Genomic DNA, 16,721 nt, shown 5'->3' on the forward strand with positions numbered 1-16,721 from the left:
TCATAGGAGGCGACTAGAGATATCGCGTATGAGACCTTGGCACAAAGCATTCGTGCCAGCGCTTTAGCGGGCTTTAAGGAGGTGAGCCAAGGGGCAGGATTTGCTTCACGCGACCGATGACGCGCTCGATATCGAAAGGCTTCTCGAATACGCCGATGAACAGGTCGGGACGTTGGTGGCCGATGTCAGCCTGCGCACCGCTCATCAGCAGGATCGGCAAGGCGCTGAATGCGGGACGCTCGCGCACGGTCTTGGCAAACTCTAAGCCATCCATGACGGGCATCATAAAGTCAGTGATGATCAGCTCAGGCCGCTCGCGGTCAAGCACTTCGAGCGCCTTCATACCGTTGCTGGCGGTGACTACCATGTAGCCCTCGTCTTCGAGGGCGAAGCTGAGAATATCCGCGATCAGATACTCATCGTCGACGATCAGTATCGTAGCCATGTCAAAGCGACCCCGTTACAGTCACGGCTTCGAAGTCGTCGAGGCGCTGCCTGATAATACTGCCTCTGCATTTTTGAATGCCTTACGCAAGTCGAGTCCATGACCGTTGATAACCAGCTCCAATAACGACGGATCGTAAAAGCTGTCCCTAATCTTCAGAATGGACAGGAGCCGCTTTAGTTCAGACTCATGTTCGACAAATCTCAATACCAGGATGTTATCGACGATACTGGAAAGGTCGGGGGCCGGGGAGGTGATGTCGGGGCCGAACAGGCCGCGAATTTCCCAGGTGGCAAAAACGGTCACGCCACGGGCTCGCAGCTCGCTCATCAAGGCGCTGAAAAACTCGGTCAGGCGTTGGCTGTTGATCGCCGTACGGGCCATGCCGCCCAAGCTGTCGATCAGCAGGCGCTTGATGCCTTGTTCGTCGACCAACCGCAGCAAGCGGATGCCCAAGGCATCGAGCAAGCCTTCGGTGGTCGGCTGCCAGTCTAGGTGCAGCGCCCCAGAGGCTTCCAGGGCTTCAATGTCGATACCCAAGGCTCGGGCTTTGATGCGGGTACGGGTGGGGGTTTCGTAGAAACCGAAATGCAGCCCAGGCGATTCGGGGGTACACGCCGCGAGAAAACTCAAGCCCAGGCTGGTTTTGCCCACGCCGGACGGGCCCATCGCCAGGGTCACCGAGGAGCGCGCCAGGCCGCCGCCGATCAGGCCGTCGAGGGCATCGATACCGCTTGGGATTTGGGTCAACTCCATGTCGTGGGCGCGCGATGGATGGCCATATAGGCTTTCCAGACGCGGATAGACCACTAGCCCCTGATCGGTGATTTCACACTCGTGCAGGCCGGACAGCGCGCCGCTGCCGCGGGTTTTGCGCAGTTGGATGCGACGTACGGAGCGGGTGCCGAACAATTCTTCGCCCAGTTCAATGACACCATCGACCATGGTGTGCTCTGGGCTGCCATCGTCCAGGCGCGAGCTGGTGAGGAACAGCACCGTACAACCGGCGAACGCAGCATGGCCCTGCAGCTCGGCGATGAATTTCTTGGTGTCGATTTGCGAATCGGCTTTTGAACGGGCGTTGAGCAGGCCGTCTACGATCAGAACCGTGGCTTTCTGGCGGATGATCTCCCGGCGCAGCAATTTGACGACCTCGTCCAGCCCCTCGTTTTCGAGGGTGTCGAAGGCACTGACGAATTGCAGTTCGGCGCCGATTTTCGAGGGGTCGAAAAAGCTCAATGTCGACAGAAACTGAAATAGCCGTTCATGGGATTCGGAAAGCAGGGTCGCGACCAGCACCCGACCACCTTTGCCAGCGTGGTGGAAGCCCAACTGATTGGCCAGGATGGTTTTACCGGAACCCGGCCGCCCTTGGATGATGTACGAAGCACCAGCGACAAAGCCGCCCTTCAACAACAAGTCCAGCCCGTCGATGCCGCTTTCAAGGCGCTTTAATTCTTCCAATGCCTGACCTGCCTGTATGGAGTGACGCGAGAGTTAGCCCATAGGGCGCCCACCAAGCTGTCGAGGCGTGGTAAGTCTGGCGGCTAACCCCCTAATTAGCGCGAATTCTATACTCATTTTGCTATTTGCTGGGAGCATAACGTTTCAGCTACGCGACGGGACGATGATAGGCTCTGCTTTCAGCCTTCTTTATACCTGACCCGGGAGCCCTGCATTTTGACCATCGACGGCCTGATTGACGGCGTGATTTTTGACAACGACGGAACGCTCGTCGACAGCGAACGAGTGGCTGCCGAGTTGCTCCAGCGCATGCTCGCGGACCGCAACATCGACCTTGATCGCGATGAAGTGCTGCGACGTTTTCGCGGCGTGCAGTTCGCCGCCTTCGTCGCCGAGCTCAAACAAGAGCACCCGCATTTGGATGCCGAGCCTTTTATGCAGGCGTTCCGCGCAGACAGCCTGGCAATGTTCCGCCAGCAAATGGACGAAATGCCCGGCGCGGGCGAGTTCTTAAGGGGGCTCGACCTGCCTAAATGCGTGGCCTCCAATGGCCCGCGCGACAAAATCGAAACAACCTTGCGCTCGGCAGGCCTGCTTGAGCTGTTTGGCGCCAATATTGCCAGTGCCTACGAAGTGAACTCGTGGAAACCTGAGCCGGGTTTGATCTTGGCCGCGGCGCAGTTGCTAGGCCTGGACCCGCGCCGGTGCTTGCTGGTAGACGACAGCGTGCAAGGGGTGCTGGCCGGGTTTGCCGCCGGAGCCCAGGTAGCGGGCTACGGCGAGACGGATTTCAGCGAATTCGCCGGTCGGCCGGATTTTCATCGGGTGCAAGACTACGAAGCCTTGCAAGCCTTGGTGGCGCGGCTGCGTCGTTCATAGTGCTGCAAGAGTGGCTGAGTGCTGAGGCCATGCAGCAGGATGCTCATGGCCACCACCGACAGCGTGAGGCTGATGCAGGTGCGCTCGACGGATTCAGGCAGGTCGTGGGACAAGGTGTAGCACAGGTAGTAGATCGAACCGATCCCGCGAATGCCGAACCATCCCAGCAAGCTGCGCTGATGGCCATTGAGGAGCTTGCGGCTGATCAGCAGCCACACCGCCAGGGGCCGGACCACGCAGAACAGCACCAGGCCCAGGCCGATGGCGCGCCAGTCCCAGTAGCTGGACAAGACCGCGCCCAAAACGGTAATCAGCAGGACTTCCAGCGAACGCTCTACCAGCCCGCCAAACGTGAGGATATCGCCAATCATTACCCCGGCCGCCAGTTGGCTGTCTTGCAGCCCCTCAGCCTTGTGGGCCAGGGCTTGCTCCGGCGGTTTGTCCCGATGCCCCACCACGGCCATGGCCAGGTTCTCTGCGGGGATGTCGGAGTTGGAAGTTTGCACTTCGGCCTGGCGCAAGCCCAAGCCCGCTGTGAACACGGCGAGAAAACCAAACCCACCCAGGTAGTTCGCCACCACATAACTGAGGGCGATCAGCGCCAGGGCCAGGAAATCGTTCGGCGACTCGGTGCTGTCGGCATGGTGGGTGCGCAGGCGGATCATCAGATAGCCAATCGCCCGGCCTAGGGCATAACCAATCAGCAGCCCGGCGGGCACCCCCCAGGCCAGGTTTTCCAGGGCCCATTGGCCGACCCACTGGCTGTCCAGGCTACCCTTATGCAGCCACAGCAGGCTGAAGATCACGAAGGGGAAGGCGGTGCCATCGTTGAGCCCGGCTTCGCCGGAAAGCCCAAAGCGCACTCGGTCGAAGTCCTGCGCATCGTTGACCTGCACCATGCCCGCCAGCACCGGATCGGTCGGCGCCAGAATGGCCCCGAGCAAGGCCGACAGCCCCCAGGAAAGATTCAGCAAATAGTGCGCCGCCAAACAGGTGCCGAGGATCGACAGCAACATCACAGGCCCCGCCATTAGGTAGGCCGAGTGCCAAGCCTTGCGTGACAGGGATAAACGCAGTTTGAGCCCGGTGCTGAACAGCGAGAATAAAATCGCCACTTCGGTCAGGCGCTCCAGCCAGGGCGCGGCCTGGGTGAAATCCATTTGGAACAGATCCAGCCCCAGCGGGCCGATGGCCAGGCCAAAGCCCAGGCACACCACCGCCGTGGTGACTGGCAGCCAGCGCAGGTACGCCGAAGTCAGGGCCAGCATTAGCAACAAGGCGCCGAACACGGCCATCCATCCGATAAAACTCATGCAAGCGCTCCAAGTAAAGGCCCCCGAGCCTTTCAGCTCGGTTATTCATCTGACCGCACCCTGTAGCCAGACGTGCCTTCGGCTTTGGCCTAGGCGCCGAGAAGCTTTTGTAGCCATAGGCGCAGGTCGATCACTTCGGTTTCGCTGATCGAATGCCCCATGTCAGGGTAACTGTGAAACTGTGGGGTGATTTTCAGTGGGGCCAGGAAGCTCGCGGCCTGAGTCGCACCCCAGTACTGCACGCGTTGGTCAGCTGTACCGTGGCCGATGAAAACCGCCAGGGCTTGCAGGGCGGGGCTAGTGGATACCTGGGTACGCACCACGGGGAGGATCTTGCCGCTCAACGCCGCGATACCGCGCACCAGGGCCGGTTCTCGCAGCGCCAGCTCGTAACTCATCATCGCGCCCTGGCTGAAGCCCACCACCACCACCCGGTTGGGCTCAGTGTGGTATTTAGCCGTGGCTTGGGTCACGAAACCCGCCAGGCGCTGCTGGCTGCGCTTGAGGTCACCGGTGTCGCCGTTGTAATCGGTGTCTTCATTGTGCGCGCGAAACCACTGATACCGCCCGGGGGCTAGAGTCAGCGGGGCACGGACTGACAGGTAAGTGTATTGCTGAGGCAGCAGATCCTTCAGGCCAAATAAATCCAGTTCATTGCTGCCGTAGCCGTGCAGAAAGATCACCAGCGGCGGTTTATCCTGGGTGCTACCGCGATGTTCCAGATAGCTGAGGGGCAAATCTTCGTGCAGCGCGGGAGCCGCCTGTAGGCTAGCGCTGAGCAACAGGCAAAGTGCGGCCAGGAATCGAGTCATCTGGGGTTCCTTGCAAAACGTGAGAACGGAGATGACTCCGACCTGGTTCAAGGCTTTTTAGTGCCCCGGTACTTCCCCGAATTTCCCCGCCCGGTAGTCCACCACGGCTTGGCGTATTTCTTCCTGGGTATTCATCACGAAAGGCCCATAAGACACCACGGGCTCATTCAGGGGGGCAGCGTGGCCATACAGGAGGGTGGCGTCGCCCTGGCTGGTCAGGCGCACACCGGCATGGCTGTCATCCAGCGCGACCAAGTGTTGCGCATTGAGAGCGGTGCCGGCCACGCTGACCTGATCACCGTCGACTACGTAGAGGAACACTTGGCGGCCTAGAGGCGCGGGCAGTTCGATTTCGGCACCGGCACTCAGTTGCACGCTCATCAGGCAGGTGTCGGTGAGGGACTGAAAGGGCCCTCGCTGGCCTGCCACTTCACCGCTGACTAGGTGTACCCGGGCGCGCCCTTGGTCCAGTTGCAGCACGGGAATGGCGTCAGCTTGCAAGCCCGTGTAGGCCGGCGCGGTCATTTTCAGCTTGCCGGGCAAGTTGAGCCACAGTTGCAGAATTTCCAACGGGCCGCCTGCATGCTTGAAAGAGGCGGGCGACAGCTCGGCGTGGACCACTCCCGCCCCGGCAGTCATCCATTGCACGCCGCCAGCGCGAATGACACTTTCATGGCCCCCACTGTCCAGATGGGCGAGTTCTCCGGTAAGGATGAACGTGATGGTTTCAAAACCGCGATGGGGGTGAGGGCCGAAAGGCAGGCCCTGGTTCGCCGGGGGGTATACCTGCGGGCCGTGGTGGTTGAGAAACAGGAAGGGGTCGAGCTGTTCGAGCCCAGGGCCCGGGAGCGGGCGGCGAGTGCTCAGGTCGGCGATGTCATCGCGCAATGCGGGGTATTGCTGGGTAACGTTTCGGCTGGTCATTGGCTGTCGCCTCTGCAATAGCGTTCAGGCGTCGGCGGGCTGCGCAAGAATAGCCCCGAGCAGGCCCGGAAAGCGCGTTTCCATATCTGCGCGGCGTAGGGCGTTCATATGGGTGGTACCGACGTTTTTGGTGCATACCAGCCCCGCCTCGCGCAATACCCGAAAGTGGTGCGACATGCTGGACTTTGGCCGGCCGCCGTCTAGCTCGCCGCAGCTGGCCTCGGCCACATTGGCCAGGCAGCGAACGATGTCCAGGCGCACGGGGTCGCTGAGGGCGTGAAGCACGCGCTCGAGGGCGAAATCGGCTGGGGCGGGGTGTTTGAATGCTCGCATGGGTGAGAATCATACACGGGGGGTTACATAATCTCCATAGTTCGAATAGTATCGAAATAAGCGTCTCGTCCCATCTTGGAGATTTCCCATGGCTGCCCTGTTTCAACCCTACACCCTCAAAGACATCACCCTACGCAACCGCATCGCCGTGCCGCCGATGTGCCAATACTCGGCCGAAGATGGCTTGATCAACGACTGGCACCAGGTGCACCTGGCCTCCATGGCCCGCGGCGGTGCCGGCCTGGTGATCGTTGAGGCGACTGCCGTGGCTCCTGAAGGGCGTATCACGCCAGGCTGCACGGGTATATGGAATGACCAACTGGCCCAAGCCTTCGTTCCCGTGGTGCAAGCAATCAAAGCCGCAGGTTCGGTGCCAGGTATTCAAATCGCTCACGCCGGGCGCAAGGCCAGCGCTAACCGACCTTGGGAAGGCGATGACCACATGGCTGACAGCGACCCACGCAGCTGGCAGACCCTGGCGCCATCCGCCATTGCCTTTGGCGCCAATCTGCCCAAAGTGCCCCAGGCCATGACCCTGGACGACATTGCCCGGGTCCGCCAAGACTTCGTCGACGCTGCCAAACGTGCCCATGCGGCGGGTTTTGAATGGCTTGAACTGCATTTCGCCCACGGCTACCTGGCACAGAGCTTTTTCTCCGAGCACTCCAACCAGCGCACCGATGCCTATGGCGGCAGCTTCGACAACCGTAGCCGCTTTCTCCTGGAAACTCTGGCTGCCGTGCGGGAAGTCTGGCCCGAGCACCTACCGCTTACAGCGCGTTTTGGCGTGATTGAGTACGACGGACGTGACGAGCAGACCTTACAGGAGTCCATCGAGCTGACCCGTCGTTTCAAAGCGGGTGGCCTCGACCTTCTCAGCGTCAGCGTGGGCTTTACCATCCCGCAAACCAACATCCCTTGGGGCCCGGCGTTCCTCGGCCCAATCGCCAAACGCGTGCGTGACGAAGCGGGCATTGCCGTGGCGTCTGCGTGGGGCTTCGGTACGCCGACACTGGCTAACGACGCAGTCGAGCAGGGTCAGTTGGACCTGGCGATGATTGGTCGTGCACATTTGGCCGACCCGCACTGGGCTTACGCTGCGGCCAAAGAGCTGAACGTGGACAAAGCCTCCTGGACACTGCCAGCCCAGTACGCGCACTGGCTGGAACGTTACCGCTGAGGATTGGCCCGGGGCTGCGCTGGGTTGCTTGTCAGCCCAGCGCGGGGGCGTCGATCAGGCGCACCCCCGCAGCCTCCATCTGCACCAGCGCCGCCGCGCCCGAGCCGTCCAGGTCGATAGCGCGGCAGGCATCCACGATCACCCAGGTATTGAAACCTGCGGCCCGCGCATCCAATGCCGACCATGCCACACAGTAGTCCAAGGCCAGACCGCAGAGGTACAGGTCGCTGATGCCGCGCTCGCGCAGGTAGCCGGTCAGCCCGGTTGGGGTTTGCCGGTCAGCTTCGATAAACGCCGAGTAGCTGTCGATGTGCCGGTTGCAACCTTTGCGCAGGATCGACTGGGCATGGGGCAAGTTAAGCTCGGCATGCAATTGCGCGCCGTGGCTGCCTTGAATGCAATGGTCCGGCCACAAGATTTGTAGCCCATAGGGCAATTGTTTGCGCTCGAACGGCTGGCACCCAGGGTGGCTGCTGGCAAACGAGGCGTGCCCGGCGGGGTGCCAGTCCTGGGTAATCACCACTTGCTCGAAGCGTTGCCCCAGTTGGTTGATCAGCGGCACCACCGCGGCGCCGTCGGTGACGGCCAGCCGTCCTCCCGGCATGAAGTCGTTCTGCACATCGATGACCAACAAGGCGGCGCCCTCGCGGTCAGGCGTTAGGTCAGGCATTGAGATGTACCCCAGGCGGCGGTCTAGCCTTCATTTGTCGCATTCTGTGGGCGCTTCTGCAACATCCGGTTGCAGGCTCGCGGAGCCGCTGACTGGCCAGACCGGCCTGGGCAGCCATACTTGTGAGCCAATCCACCCATTCTGGGCCCGGTTGCCCTATCAGGAATCTTCAGGAGTTCGTCATGTCGAGCCGACGTCACTTCATGCAGCAGTGCGCCCTGATGGGCGCCTTCTTCGCCAGCAGCCCTTGGTGGTCGCGCTATGGGTTGGCCGAGGCTGGCATGCTTAACCGGAGCATTCCGGCGTCCGGTGAGCGGCTGCCAGTGATCGGGCTAGGTACCTCGCGAACCTTCGACATCGACCAGGCATCGGCCGAGCTGCAACCCCTGCGCGAAGTCATGGCCGCGTTCATTGCCGGGGGAGGCAAATTGATCGACACCGCTCCTAGTTATCGGCGTTCAGAAGCCATCAGCGGTGCGCTGGTGGCGGGCGCGAAAGCGCGCGAGTCAGTGTTCCTCGCCACCAAGGTGTCCAGCACCGGCCGCGAGGCGGGGTTGCGCCAGATCGAAGCCAGTTTCAAGGCGCTGCAGACTGACCGGATCGACCTTATCCAGGTGCATAATTTGCAGGACACGCAAACTCAGCTGGCGACCCTGCGCGAGTTGAAAGCGCAAGGGCGTATCCGCTACATCGGCGTGACCCATTACCTTGAGTCCGCCCACGATGACCTATTGGCGGTGCTTAAGCGCGAGCCGGTCGACTTCGTTCAGTTCAACTATTCAGTCGGCGCGCGAGGCGCGGAAAAAGCCCTGTTGCCTTATTGCCGGGACCACGGCATCGCCACTTTGATTAACCGCACTTATCAGGCGGGGGAGCTATTCGACCGAGTCAAGGGCAAGCCTGTGCCGGAGTGGGCGTCGGCCGAGCTGGATGCCACCTCCTGGGCGCAATTGATGCTCAAATTCGTGGTGGCTGATCCGGCAGTGACCGTCGTCATTCCGGCTACCTCAAAGCCACGCTACATGCTCGATAACCTGGCGGCTGGCCATGGGCGCCTGCCCGATGCCGGTCAACGCCAACGTATCGTCGAGGCGTTCGCATGAAGTCGTGGCGGCGATGGTGAATACGCTCGCGGGGCGGCTGGGTAGGGCAATCAACGCGCGGCCCGGGGAGGTGCGGCCGGCGATCAGCGGATTCGCCCTGATGTTTTGTCTGTTCAGTGGCTATTTCATGCTGCGGCCGATACGCGAGTCTATGGGCATCCAGGGCGGGGTGAATAACCTGCAGTGGCTGTTTTCCGCCACCTTCGTCGTCATGTTGATAGCGGTGCCGCTGTTCGCCTGGCTTAACTCTAGGGTGCCCAGGGCTCATTTCGTCGACTGGGTGTTCGCCCTGTTTGCCGGTAATCTGCTGTTGTTCGCCCTGGCATTTGCGCTGCTGGGCGATAGCACCTGGCTGGCGCGAGTGTTCTACGTATGGATCTCGGTGTACAACCTGTTCGTGGTCTCGGTTGCCTGGAGCCTGCTCGCCGATGTATTCGATGGCCAGCAGGCTAAACGGATGTTCGCTTTCATTGCCGCTGGCGCTAGCGTCGGTGGCTTGCTGGGCCCGGCCGCCAGTGCGCTGCTGGTCGCCTACCTTGATGCCAGTGGGCTGACGCTAATCGCCGCGTTGCTGCTGCTGGCAGCACTGTTTTGTAAGCGCTTCCTGATGCGCTGGCGTGCCTTAGGCGGAGCGGGGCGGCCCGCAGCGCCAGTCACCCAGCCCCCCTCACAGCCGGTACCCGGCAATCCCTTTAGCGGTATCACCCAGGTGCTGGCCTCGCCTTACCTGATAGCTGTCTGTGGTTTCGTACTATTGCTGGCGACGGTCAGCACATTTCTTTATTTCGAGCAGGCGCGCTTGGTGGCGCAGTTGTTTCCCGAACGCGAGGCGCAGGTGCGGGTCTTTGGCCTGATCGATGTCATTGTGCAAGCAGGTGCTTTGTTTACCCAGCTGTTCATCAGCGGCCGAGTGGCCCAGGCGCTGGGGGTGAGAATGCTACTGGCCAGCGTGCCGTTATTGGTCTGTGTGGGGTTTCTCGGCCTTGCATTGATGCCGACGTTCGGCATGCTGGCGGCGGTCATGATCGTGCGGCGGGTGGGTGAATATGCTTTCCTGCGGCCAGGGCGGGAAATGATCTTTGCGCCTCTGGATGCGCAAACCAAATACAAGGCCAAGAACTTTATCGATACCGTCGTCTATCGGGGCGGCGATGCATTGAGCGGGTGGGCCAAGAGTTTTCTCGATCTGCTGGGCCAAGGCACACTATTGGTGGCTCTGGTCGGCGCTGGCTGTGCTGCCCTCTGGGGCGGCCTGGGTTGGTACTTGGGCAGGCGAGATGACCGCGAAGCCGGGCCCCGCGAGTAAATTCTGCCCAGCGCTGAAAGGGTGAAGCCCAACCAGCGCCCTTAAATGCGCGAATCTACGGTCAATTCAGTTGCTGTAAGGGAAATCCCGCCTTAGACTGCCGCCCCTTCGTAAATCTTGAGTACCCGCTGGTGCTCTGAACGTTTCGGGGCGCCTGACTTATTCGGGTACTATCGCCGATTTGTCTTAATGCATGTTTTTTTGTAGAGATATCAATGACAAAGGAAGAGCTGCTGGCGATGCCGGCTGATGATTACATGAACGAGCAGCAGTTGGCGTTTTTCGTAAGCCTATTGCAGGCCACGAAGCTCGAAACCCACGAGCGTATCGAGCAGAGCCGTGTAGCCATCGAAAGCCTGGATACCCCGGCAGACCCCGCCGATGCTGCTTCTGTGGAAGAAGAGCGGCATTGGTTGGTCAACTCGATCGAACGTGACCAACGCTTGCTGCCTCAGCTTGAGATGGCGTTGGGGCGGATTTCTGACGAGAGCTTCGGCTGGTGCGACGACAGTGGCGAAGCCATTGGCTTGAAGCGGCTGCTGATCAGCCCGACGACCAAATACTGCATCGAGGCCCAAGAGCGCCACGAACAGATCGACAAGCATCAACGCCAGGCCTAAGCAGGGCGTTACCCGTCGGGGCTCGCGCCCCGATCGAGGTCAGGCCGGCGACTGGTGCATGCGGACATTCAGTTCGTCCACCACTGTCGCCCATTCCGCATCCTGTACTAGCTCTTCCTTGAGAAAACGCGCTTGCTGTTCACTCCAGAAGTCGGCGTCACTCAATTTCACGCCCTCGGGCAGCGGGTGCGCCTCGATGAACGCGTCGATGCTGGCTTCGTCCGAGTCAAGGCCCAGTTGAGCGAATAACGTATTGATAGTGTGCTCTTGCAGTTCCATAGGTGACTCCTTGCTGGGTGTGTGAAGCATGTGAGCCGTAGCATGGGCAAGAGTTCGGTTGGTCTTGCGTCGGTGCTGTTTAGCTCGCCCCAGGGCAGCTATCGATTAATGGCCATTACCTCGCTGGCCGTTACCGCCGCTGCAAAGCGTGGGCCAGGGCCCAAGCCTGATGCAGGCAACCGCGAAAGCCCTTGACCCTACCCGTAGCCTTTTCGGTAATATGAAAGAAAGACCTTCCGGCAGGAATGACTGCGTGCCTGAGTGAAGCCACTTGCAACGCGGTCATTTTTGCGTAATAAAATGTGTTCGGCATAGGCGCGGATTGCGAGATCGGTCCATGCTGGCCTTTGGAATCATTCTTGAATTGTTCGGGCATACACTTTCCTCTGATCTGAGATTTCTAATCGCCTGTTCATTTACTAGGCGTGGAGCTGCGCAGCAGGCTGCCCGTTGAAGCGGTCAGAACCTGGTTGCAGAAATCACATATTTATCGGTTTCGCGCTGTAGGAAGTTGCCTTTCCCCGCCGGTAAATTTTCGGAAAATGTTTTCCTGGACCTTTCCTGGACAATGGATGGCGAGTTAAGCAGCTTTTTCCTTCGTTTCGGGTTGGCTTTGGTGAAGATCGAGTTCGTTGTATGTCGGTTAGTCTTGCTCGCTGCCATAGGTGCACGGGGGCAGGTGCTGTTTTTATCGCGGTCGAGGGTTTTTTAATTGGCAGTAAGTAATCTTGAGATGCACGCACTGTTTGTACTGGGCGATTTACGCGCAAAGTTGGTCAAACAGTTCCAATCCCGTTTTGTCTATATCACCGAGCAGACGGCCGAAGGCATTTACATGGCTGAAATCGACACCGAAAGTGCTTTGGTGGTCGATGACAAACCTGGCCTTGAACTGAAGGTGGGTGACCACTTTCGAGCGGCGGTACTGCCCAGCCGCGAAGGTGGCAAGTTCGAGATCAGGTTTCGCGACATCAAGTTGACCCTGTATGGCCTGGGCGAATATGCGTTTGTCAGCACTGCCGAGGGCGAGGGCATCTTGTTCAAGGAGAGCGGCCGGGTCATGTTAGTGTTCGCCGCCCATGAGCAACTGCAAGTGGGGTTGGCCAAGATTCTCAAAGCCGCCACGGGCAAAGCCGCTAAGTGGCGCAAAGGCGAGCTCACGTTCAAGGCCAGTGAATAAGCGCTCGTGTGCCGTGGAACCTTGGCTACAGTGAGTTGACTGATTACTGTCATCTGCTGCGAGGTACCGCTATGAAAGGACTACGTGCACTACTCGGCGTATTGGCTACAGGGTTGGCCCTGACTTCGGCCCCCGTCTACGCTGAATCAGCCAAGCCCATCAAGTTCGCCGACTTGAACTGGGAAAGCGGCAGCCTGATCACCGAAGTGCTGCGGGTTATCGTGGAGCGGGGTTATCAACTGCCCACTGAGACGCAACCGGGTACGACCATCACCCTGGAAACGGCGCTGGCGCGTAACGATATTCAAGTGATCGCTGAGGAGTGGGCCGGGCGCAGTCCGGTCTGGATCAAAGCCGAGGCTGAAGGCAAAGTGGTCGGTTTGGGCGATATCGTCAAAGGTGCAACCGAGGGCTGGTGGGTGCCGGAGTACGTCGTCAAAGGGGACCCGGCCAAAGGCATCGCGCCCATGGCCCCTGACTTGCGTAGCGTCAGCGACCTGCCCCGTTACAAAGACGTGTTCAAAGACCCAGAATCACCCGGCAAAGGCCGTTTTCTCAACAGCCCCATAGGTTGGACTTCCGAGGTGGTCAACGCGCAGAAAATCAAGGCCTATGGGCTGGCTGACAGCTACAGCAACTTCCGCAGCGGTTCGGGAGCGGCATTGGATGCCGAAATCGCCTCGTCGATCAGGCGTGGCCAACCTGTGCTGTTCTACTATTGGTCACCAACGCCGTTACTTGGCCGCTATCAGTTGGTCCAGCTGGAAGAGCCAGCCTTTGACGCCGAAGCCTGGAAGACCCTAACCGACGCTAATAATCCCGCCCCCAAGCCGACCCGCTCGCCACCTTCCAAGCTATCGATCGGCGTCTCCAGCGAATTTCAGCAGCAGTACCCGCAATTAGCGAAGTTCTTCGCTCAAGTCAGTTTTCCCATCGAACCGCTCAACGATGCGCTGGCGAAAATGAGCGAAAAGCACACTGCCCCTCGCCAGGCAGCTGAAAACTTTCTCAAGACTAACCCCGATGTGTGGCGTGCCTGGATACCTGGGGATGTCGCTGACAAGGTGAGCGCACACCTCAACTAGTCGCTCGTGTCTCGGGTACTGACTTGCGAGGGTACTTCCTCGCGAGCCATACGCTTGCGAAATAAAGCAGTGCGCGCTAGTAGTAAGGTGGTGACTGGCACTGTTATAGCCAGCAGGATGGGGATCAGCCAGGCGTGCAACACCACGCTTTGCTTGATCCCGGAAAAATACACGATCGACGCCAACGCCACGCACCAAGCGCCCAGGGTGGAAGCTAACGCCGGTGGGTGCATGCGCTGAAAGAAATCCTGCAGGCGCAGCAGGCCAAGCGCGCCAACCAAGGCGAACAGGCTACTAAGCACCAGTAATAGGGCTGTCGCGGTTTCATACCAAGGCGGCAGATTATTCCAGTCAATCATTCGATTACCTCACCGCGCAGAAGAAACTTTGCCAGGGCGAAAGAGCCGACGAAACCGAACAGGGCGATCAGCAGCGCGGCCTCGAAGTAGGTATCACTGACGTAGCGGATGCCCAGGGTTAGCATCATGAGCATCGCCAGGATGTAGAGATAGTCCAAGGCCAGTACGCGGTCTTGTGCGGACGGGCCTTTGAATAGCCTGACCAGGGTGATCAGCATGGCCGCCGCGAAAAGGAACAGGCTGAGCAAAATGGCATTGGACAGCAGGCCGCTCATTCGAAAATCTCCATCAGGGGGCGCTCGTAGGTCTGCTTGAAGTGTTCGATGAAAGCCTGCTCATCGTCCAGGTCGAATACATGCATCAGCAGCACGCGCCGGTCCAGGGCCAGTTCGGACCAAACGGTTCCCGGGATGACGCTGCTGATGACGGCAAGTGCCGCCAGACCATTGGCGTTGTCCAGCGTCAGTGGGATCTTGACGAACGCTGAGCGGGGAGGCCGGCGATCCATGTTCAACACGAGCCAGGCCACCTCCACATTGGACTTGACGACTTCCATGCCTACTTGCAGGGTCAAGCGCAGAATCGAGAGCGGGCGCCGAATGCGCACCGGTTGCGGTCGCAAGGGCGCCATCAACAGTGGAGCAAGAAAGCCCAGCAGGGCACCCAGCAGGACATTGCCCAGACTAAGAGAAAGGTTCAGTAGTAGCCAGAGCAACCATAGGGCTAGGGATAACCAGGGGGCCGGGAACAGTTTTTTCATAGTTGCGCCGCCTGTGCGGGGGCGGGCGTGGGTTGGGTCGCCATGACCGCCATGACATATTGCGTTGGGTCGTCGAGCAGGCGCGCGGTATCGGCCGTATAGCGCAACAGGGGCTCGGCTTTAAAGGTAATGACCATGCAAAGCCCCAGCAGAATCACTACAGGGATGCACTCATGCCGCCGTAACAATGGCGATGGGCGTTCGCGAGGTGTCCAGAAACGCTGAATGCCCACGCGCGCCAGTGCGATGAGCGAAGCCAGCCCCGACAGCACCAGCAAGGAGATCAGGCCCCATCCGGCCAGCCCGAGGGTGGGCGTTGCCGGGCTCCCTAAGCCCATTGGGTTAAGTAGCGCGCCGATCAGGCCGAGCTTGCCGATGAAGCCTGACAGCGGAGGCATGCCGATTATCAGCAGCGCGCAGGCAATAAAGCTGAGCCCTAGAAACGCCATGGTCCAGGGAATTACCTGGCCGACCACAGCTTTTTGCTCATCATCCAGGTTGATGCCCTTGGGTGGGTTCAGTGACTCGAGCGCGGCGGGCATTGGGTCCAGGTCGTCTTCCAACGGCACCTCGTTGGCAGAGCGTGAGCGCTCGATCAGTTCAGCCAGCAGAAACAGGGCACTCAAGGCCAGAGTCGAACTGACCATATAAAAGAGTGCCGCGCCTATTAGCGCGGGTTGGCCGAAGCCGACTGCGGCCAGCAATGTCCCGGCCGAGACCAGAATGCTCAGGCTGGCCATGCGCTCCAGACGCTGGGCGGCGATGATTGCGACGGCGGCGACAGCGATGGTGGCCAAGCCTCCGTAGATCAGCCAACTGCCGCCAAAATGTGCCGAGGGCCCAGCATGACTGGAGAACAACAGGGTCCACAGCCGTAGCAGCGTATAAATACCCACTTTGGTCATGATCGCGAACAGTGCCGCCACCGGCGCGCTGGCGGCGGAGTAGGCCGGGACCAGCCAGAAGTTCAGCGGCCACATGCCTGCTTTGGCCAGAAATGCCGTGGCCAGAATAGCCGCCCCCGCGTGCAGTAAGCCGCGATCGGCTTCTGGCACCAGGGGAATCTTCAGGGCCAGGTCAGCCATGTTGAGGGTGCCAGTCACGCCGTACAGCATGGCCGCGCCGATCAGAAACAGCGATGAGGCCAGTAAGTTGATCGCAATGTAATGCAGGCCCGACGAAACCCGCGCTCGGCCCGAGCCGTGCAGCATCATGCCATAGGATGCCGCCAGCAGTACCTCGAAGAACACGAACAGGTTGAACAGGTCGGCTGTGAGGAAAGCCCCGTACAGGCCCATCAGTTGGATCTGAAACAGTGCATGGAAGCTGGCCCCTGCGCGGTCCCAGCGTGCGGTTGCGAATAGTAATGCACTGACTCCGATGATGCCCGTGAGCACCAGCATCAATGCAGACAAACGATCGACCACTAAGACAATACCGAATGGCACCTCCCAGTTGCCTGGAAGGTAGACCCCGATGGAACTGGCCTCATTGCCCTGTTGCACCCATAGCATCAGGTAGACCGATATCGCCAGCCCCAGCACACTGGAGCAGAGGTTGATGCGCGCCTTCAGCGGCCGGCGCTTTTCCCCAAGCAGGAGCATCACGGCGGCGGTGAGCAGCGGTAGGAGGATCGGCGCCATGATCAAGTGAGGCATCCAAGTCATTCGCGCGGCTCCCGGCCGTCGACATGGTCCGTGCCGGTTAACCCGCGGGATGCGAGCAGCACCACGAGAAACAGCGCTGTCATGGCGAAACTGATAACGATGGCCGTCAGCACCAGGGCCTGGGGCAGGGGGTCGGTGTAGTTGAGCAGGTCTTGGGGGACGCCGTCTTTGATGATGGGCTCTTTGCCGATGAACAGGCTGCCCATGCTGAAGATAAACAGGTTCACTCCATAGGAGAGAAGGCACAGACCCATGACCACCTGAAACGTCCGCGGCCGCAGGATCAGCCATACCCCCGACGCGGCGAGCACACCGATGGCGATTGCGATGACTTCTTCCATA

At 59.9% G+C, this 16,721-nt stretch carries 21 protein-coding genes; 7 read left to right on the plus strand and 14 right to left on the minus strand.

The features are described from left to right. Window positions 1-73 precede the first annotated feature (73 nt). Window positions 74-445, minus strand: coding sequence for a response regulator (locus QCL65_RS11035; RefSeq protein ID WP_407316258.1), 372 nt, complete (start codon window positions 443-445; stop codon window positions 74-76). 21 nt (window positions 446-466) lie between these two features. Then, on the minus strand, window positions 467-1,909 hold the full coding sequence (locus QCL65_RS11040; protein ID WP_407316259.1) for an ATPase domain-containing protein: 1,443 nt from the start codon (window positions 1,907-1,909) through the stop codon (window positions 467-469). A gap of 216 nt (window positions 1,910-2,125) precedes the next feature. Between QCL65_RS11040 and QCL65_RS11045 the strand changes: the two genes are divergently transcribed. Further along, the gene (locus QCL65_RS11045) at window positions 2,126-2,788 is read left to right on the plus strand and encodes an HAD family hydrolase (RefSeq protein WP_407316260.1); all 663 of its coding nucleotides are present in this window, start codon (window positions 2,126-2,128) and stop codon (window positions 2,786-2,788) included. Here the strand turns inward: QCL65_RS11045 and QCL65_RS11050 are convergent. From QCL65_RS11050 to QCL65_RS11065, 4 genes are all read right to left on the minus strand, one after another. Next, the gene (locus QCL65_RS11050; protein ID WP_407316261.1) at window positions 2,743-4,101 is read right to left on the minus strand and encodes a cation:proton antiporter; all 1,359 of its coding nucleotides are present in this window, start codon (window positions 4,099-4,101) and stop codon (window positions 2,743-2,745) included. The two genes, QCL65_RS11045 and QCL65_RS11050, sit on opposite strands and share 46 nt — an antisense overlap. Window positions 4,102-4,190: 89 nt before the next feature. Next, window positions 4,191-4,913 (minus strand): alpha/beta hydrolase, encoded by a 723-nt coding sequence (locus QCL65_RS11055; protein ID WP_407316262.1) that lies wholly within the window; start codon window positions 4,911-4,913, stop codon window positions 4,191-4,193. Between the two features lie 57 nt (window positions 4,914-4,970). Continuing rightward, window positions 4,971-5,837: a pirin family protein gene (locus tag QCL65_RS11060; RefSeq protein WP_407316263.1), complete on the minus strand. Its 867-nt coding sequence runs from the start codon at window positions 5,835-5,837 to the stop codon at window positions 4,971-4,973. 24 nt (window positions 5,838-5,861) lie between these two features. Next, the gene (locus QCL65_RS11065; protein WP_407316264.1) at window positions 5,862-6,170 is read right to left on the minus strand and encodes an ArsR/SmtB family transcription factor; all 309 of its coding nucleotides are present in this window, start codon (window positions 6,168-6,170) and stop codon (window positions 5,862-5,864) included. Window positions 6,171-6,258: 88 nt separating this feature from the next. Between QCL65_RS11065 and QCL65_RS11070 the strand changes: the two genes are divergently transcribed. Next, window positions 6,259-7,350, plus strand: coding sequence for an NADH:flavin oxidoreductase/NADH oxidase (locus QCL65_RS11070; RefSeq protein ID WP_407316265.1), 1,092 nt, complete (start codon window positions 6,259-6,261; stop codon window positions 7,348-7,350). Between the two features lie 31 nt (window positions 7,351-7,381). Here QCL65_RS11070 and pncA read toward each other — a convergent pair whose 3' ends face one another. After that, window positions 7,382-8,020 (minus strand): bifunctional nicotinamidase/pyrazinamidase, encoded by a 639-nt coding sequence (pncA, locus tag QCL65_RS11075; RefSeq protein ID WP_407316266.1) that lies wholly within the window; start codon window positions 8,018-8,020, stop codon window positions 7,382-7,384. Window positions 8,021-8,202: 182 nt separating this feature from the next. Here pncA and QCL65_RS11080 point away from each other — a divergent pair, with 182 nt between their 5' ends. From QCL65_RS11080 to QCL65_RS11090, 3 genes are all read left to right on the plus strand, one after another. Beyond that, window positions 8,203-9,123, plus strand: coding sequence for an aldo/keto reductase (locus QCL65_RS11080; protein WP_407316267.1), 921 nt, complete (start codon window positions 8,203-8,205; stop codon window positions 9,121-9,123). A gap of 13 nt (window positions 9,124-9,136) precedes the next feature. Then, window positions 9,137-10,429 (plus strand): NTP/NDP exchange transporter, encoded by a 1,293-nt coding sequence (locus QCL65_RS11085; protein ID WP_407316795.1) that lies wholly within the window; start codon window positions 9,137-9,139, stop codon window positions 10,427-10,429. A gap of 215 nt (window positions 10,430-10,644) precedes the next feature. Next, on the plus strand, window positions 10,645-11,049 hold the full coding sequence (locus QCL65_RS11090) for a TraR/DksA family transcriptional regulator (protein WP_407316268.1): 405 nt from the start codon (window positions 10,645-10,647) through the stop codon (window positions 11,047-11,049). Window positions 11,050-11,088: 39 nt separating this feature from the next. On the opposite strand, the gene QCL65_RS11095 is transcribed toward QCL65_RS11090, so the two are convergent. Further along, window positions 11,089-11,328, minus strand: a complete 240-nt coding sequence (locus tag QCL65_RS11095; RefSeq protein WP_407316269.1) for a DUF2789 domain-containing protein — start codon at window positions 11,326-11,328, stop codon at window positions 11,089-11,091. A 130-nt stretch (window positions 11,329-11,458) separates the two neighbouring features. Further along, window positions 11,459-11,704 (minus strand): hypothetical protein, encoded by a 246-nt coding sequence (locus QCL65_RS11100; RefSeq protein ID WP_407316270.1) that lies wholly within the window; start codon window positions 11,702-11,704, stop codon window positions 11,459-11,461. A gap of 336 nt (window positions 11,705-12,040) precedes the next feature. Between QCL65_RS11100 and QCL65_RS11105 the strand changes: the two genes are divergently transcribed. Continuing rightward, a complete protein-coding gene (locus QCL65_RS11105; protein ID WP_407316271.1) occupies window positions 12,041-12,508 on the plus strand; it encodes a hypothetical protein in 468 nt (155 codons plus the stop codon). 71 nt (window positions 12,509-12,579) lie between these two features. Continuing rightward, the gene (locus QCL65_RS11110; RefSeq protein WP_407316272.1) at window positions 12,580-13,593 is read left to right on the plus strand and encodes an ABC transporter substrate-binding protein; all 1,014 of its coding nucleotides are present in this window, start codon (window positions 12,580-12,582) and stop codon (window positions 13,591-13,593) included. Here the strand turns inward: QCL65_RS11110 and QCL65_RS11115 are convergent. From QCL65_RS11115 to QCL65_RS11135, 5 genes are read right to left on the minus strand one after another with little or no spacing between them, the layout of a single operon-like run. Continuing rightward, window positions 13,590-13,952, minus strand: a complete 363-nt coding sequence (locus QCL65_RS11115) for a Na+/H+ antiporter subunit G (RefSeq protein ID WP_407316273.1) — start codon at window positions 13,950-13,952, stop codon at window positions 13,590-13,592. The genes QCL65_RS11110 and QCL65_RS11115 overlap by 4 nt on opposite strands. Beyond that, entirely contained in the window at window positions 13,949-14,227 is a 279-nt protein-coding gene (locus QCL65_RS11120; RefSeq protein WP_407316274.1) for a K+/H+ antiporter subunit F, read from the minus strand. The genes QCL65_RS11115 and QCL65_RS11120 overlap by 4 nt, the downstream gene beginning before the upstream one ends. Continuing rightward, window positions 14,224-14,712: a Na+/H+ antiporter subunit E gene (locus QCL65_RS11125; RefSeq protein ID WP_407316275.1), complete on the minus strand. Its 489-nt coding sequence runs from the start codon at window positions 14,710-14,712 to the stop codon at window positions 14,224-14,226. Before QCL65_RS11125 ends, QCL65_RS11120 begins: the two co-directional genes overlap by 4 nt. Beyond that, window positions 14,709-16,379, minus strand: a complete 1,671-nt coding sequence (locus tag QCL65_RS11130; RefSeq protein WP_407316276.1) for a monovalent cation/H+ antiporter subunit D — start codon at window positions 16,377-16,379, stop codon at window positions 14,709-14,711. The genes QCL65_RS11125 and QCL65_RS11130 overlap by 4 nt, the downstream gene beginning before the upstream one ends. Then, a complete protein-coding gene (locus QCL65_RS11135) occupies window positions 16,376-16,720 on the minus strand; it encodes a Na+/H+ antiporter subunit C (RefSeq protein WP_057007546.1) in 345 nt (114 codons plus the stop codon). Before QCL65_RS11135 ends, QCL65_RS11130 begins: the two co-directional genes overlap by 4 nt. Between the last annotated feature and the right edge of the window lies 1 nt (window position 16,721).

It is taken from the genome of Pseudomonas sp. nanlin1 (genome assembly GCF_045571515.1).
In the GTDB taxonomy this organism is placed as follows: domain Bacteria; phylum Pseudomonadota; class Gammaproteobacteria; order Pseudomonadales; family Pseudomonadaceae; genus Aquipseudomonas.

What these genes read in the sequence shown, in the direction of transcription:
- QCL65_RS11035 (WP_407316258.1), bottom strand. Translation starts at nt 445, where the DNA reads ATGGCTACGATACTGATCGTCGACGATGAGTATCTGATCGCGGATATT.
- QCL65_RS11050 (WP_407316261.1), bottom strand. Translation starts at nt 4,101, where the DNA reads ATGAGTTTTATCGGATGGATGGCCGTGTTCGGCGCCTTGTTGCTAATG.
- QCL65_RS11055 (WP_407316262.1), bottom strand. Translation starts at nt 4,913, where the DNA reads ATGACTCGATTCCTGGCCGCACTTTGCCTGTTGCTCAGCGCTAGCCTA.
- QCL65_RS11060 (WP_407316263.1), bottom strand. Translation starts at nt 5,837, where the DNA reads ATGACCAGCCGAAACGTTACCCAGCAATACCCCGCATTGCGCGATGAC.
- QCL65_RS11065 (WP_407316264.1), bottom strand. Translation starts at nt 6,170, where the DNA reads ATGCGAGCATTCAAACACCCCGCCCCAGCCGATTTCGCCCTCGAGCGC.
- QCL65_RS11070 (WP_407316265.1), top strand. Translation starts at nt 6,259, where the DNA reads ATGGCTGCCCTGTTTCAACCCTACACCCTCAAAGACATCACCCTACGC.
- pncA (WP_407316266.1), bottom strand. Translation starts at nt 8,020, where the DNA reads ATGCCTGACCTAACGCCTGACCGCGAGGGCGCCGCCTTGTTGGTCATC.
- QCL65_RS11080 (WP_407316267.1), top strand. Translation starts at nt 8,203, where the DNA reads ATGTCGAGCCGACGTCACTTCATGCAGCAGTGCGCCCTGATGGGCGCC.
- QCL65_RS11085 (WP_407316795.1), top strand. Translation starts at nt 9,137, where the DNA reads ATGGTGAATACGCTCGCGGGGCGGCTGGGTAGGGCAATCAACGCGCGG.
- QCL65_RS11090 (WP_407316268.1), top strand. Translation starts at nt 10,645, where the DNA reads ATGACAAAGGAAGAGCTGCTGGCGATGCCGGCTGATGATTACATGAAC.
- QCL65_RS11095 (WP_407316269.1), bottom strand. Translation starts at nt 11,328, where the DNA reads ATGGAACTGCAAGAGCACACTATCAATACGTTATTCGCTCAACTGGGC.
- QCL65_RS11100 (WP_407316270.1), bottom strand. Translation starts at nt 11,704, where the DNA reads ATGCCCGAACAATTCAAGAATGATTCCAAAGGCCAGCATGGACCGATC.
- QCL65_RS11110 (WP_407316272.1), top strand. Translation starts at nt 12,580, where the DNA reads ATGAAAGGACTACGTGCACTACTCGGCGTATTGGCTACAGGGTTGGCC.
- QCL65_RS11115 (WP_407316273.1), bottom strand. Translation starts at nt 13,952, where the DNA reads ATGATTGACTGGAATAATCTGCCGCCTTGGTATGAAACCGCGACAGCC.
- QCL65_RS11120 (WP_407316274.1), bottom strand. Translation starts at nt 14,227, where the DNA reads ATGAGCGGCCTGCTGTCCAATGCCATTTTGCTCAGCCTGTTCCTTTTC.
- QCL65_RS11125 (WP_407316275.1), bottom strand. Translation starts at nt 14,712, where the DNA reads ATGAAAAAACTGTTCCCGGCCCCCTGGTTATCCCTAGCCCTATGGTTG.
- QCL65_RS11130 (WP_407316276.1), bottom strand. Translation starts at nt 16,379, where the DNA reads ATGACTTGGATGCCTCACTTGATCATGGCGCCGATCCTCCTACCGCTG.
- QCL65_RS11135 (WP_057007546.1), bottom strand. Translation starts at nt 16,720, where the DNA reads ATGGAAGAAGTCATCGCAATCGCCATCGGTGTGCTCGCCGCGTCGGGG.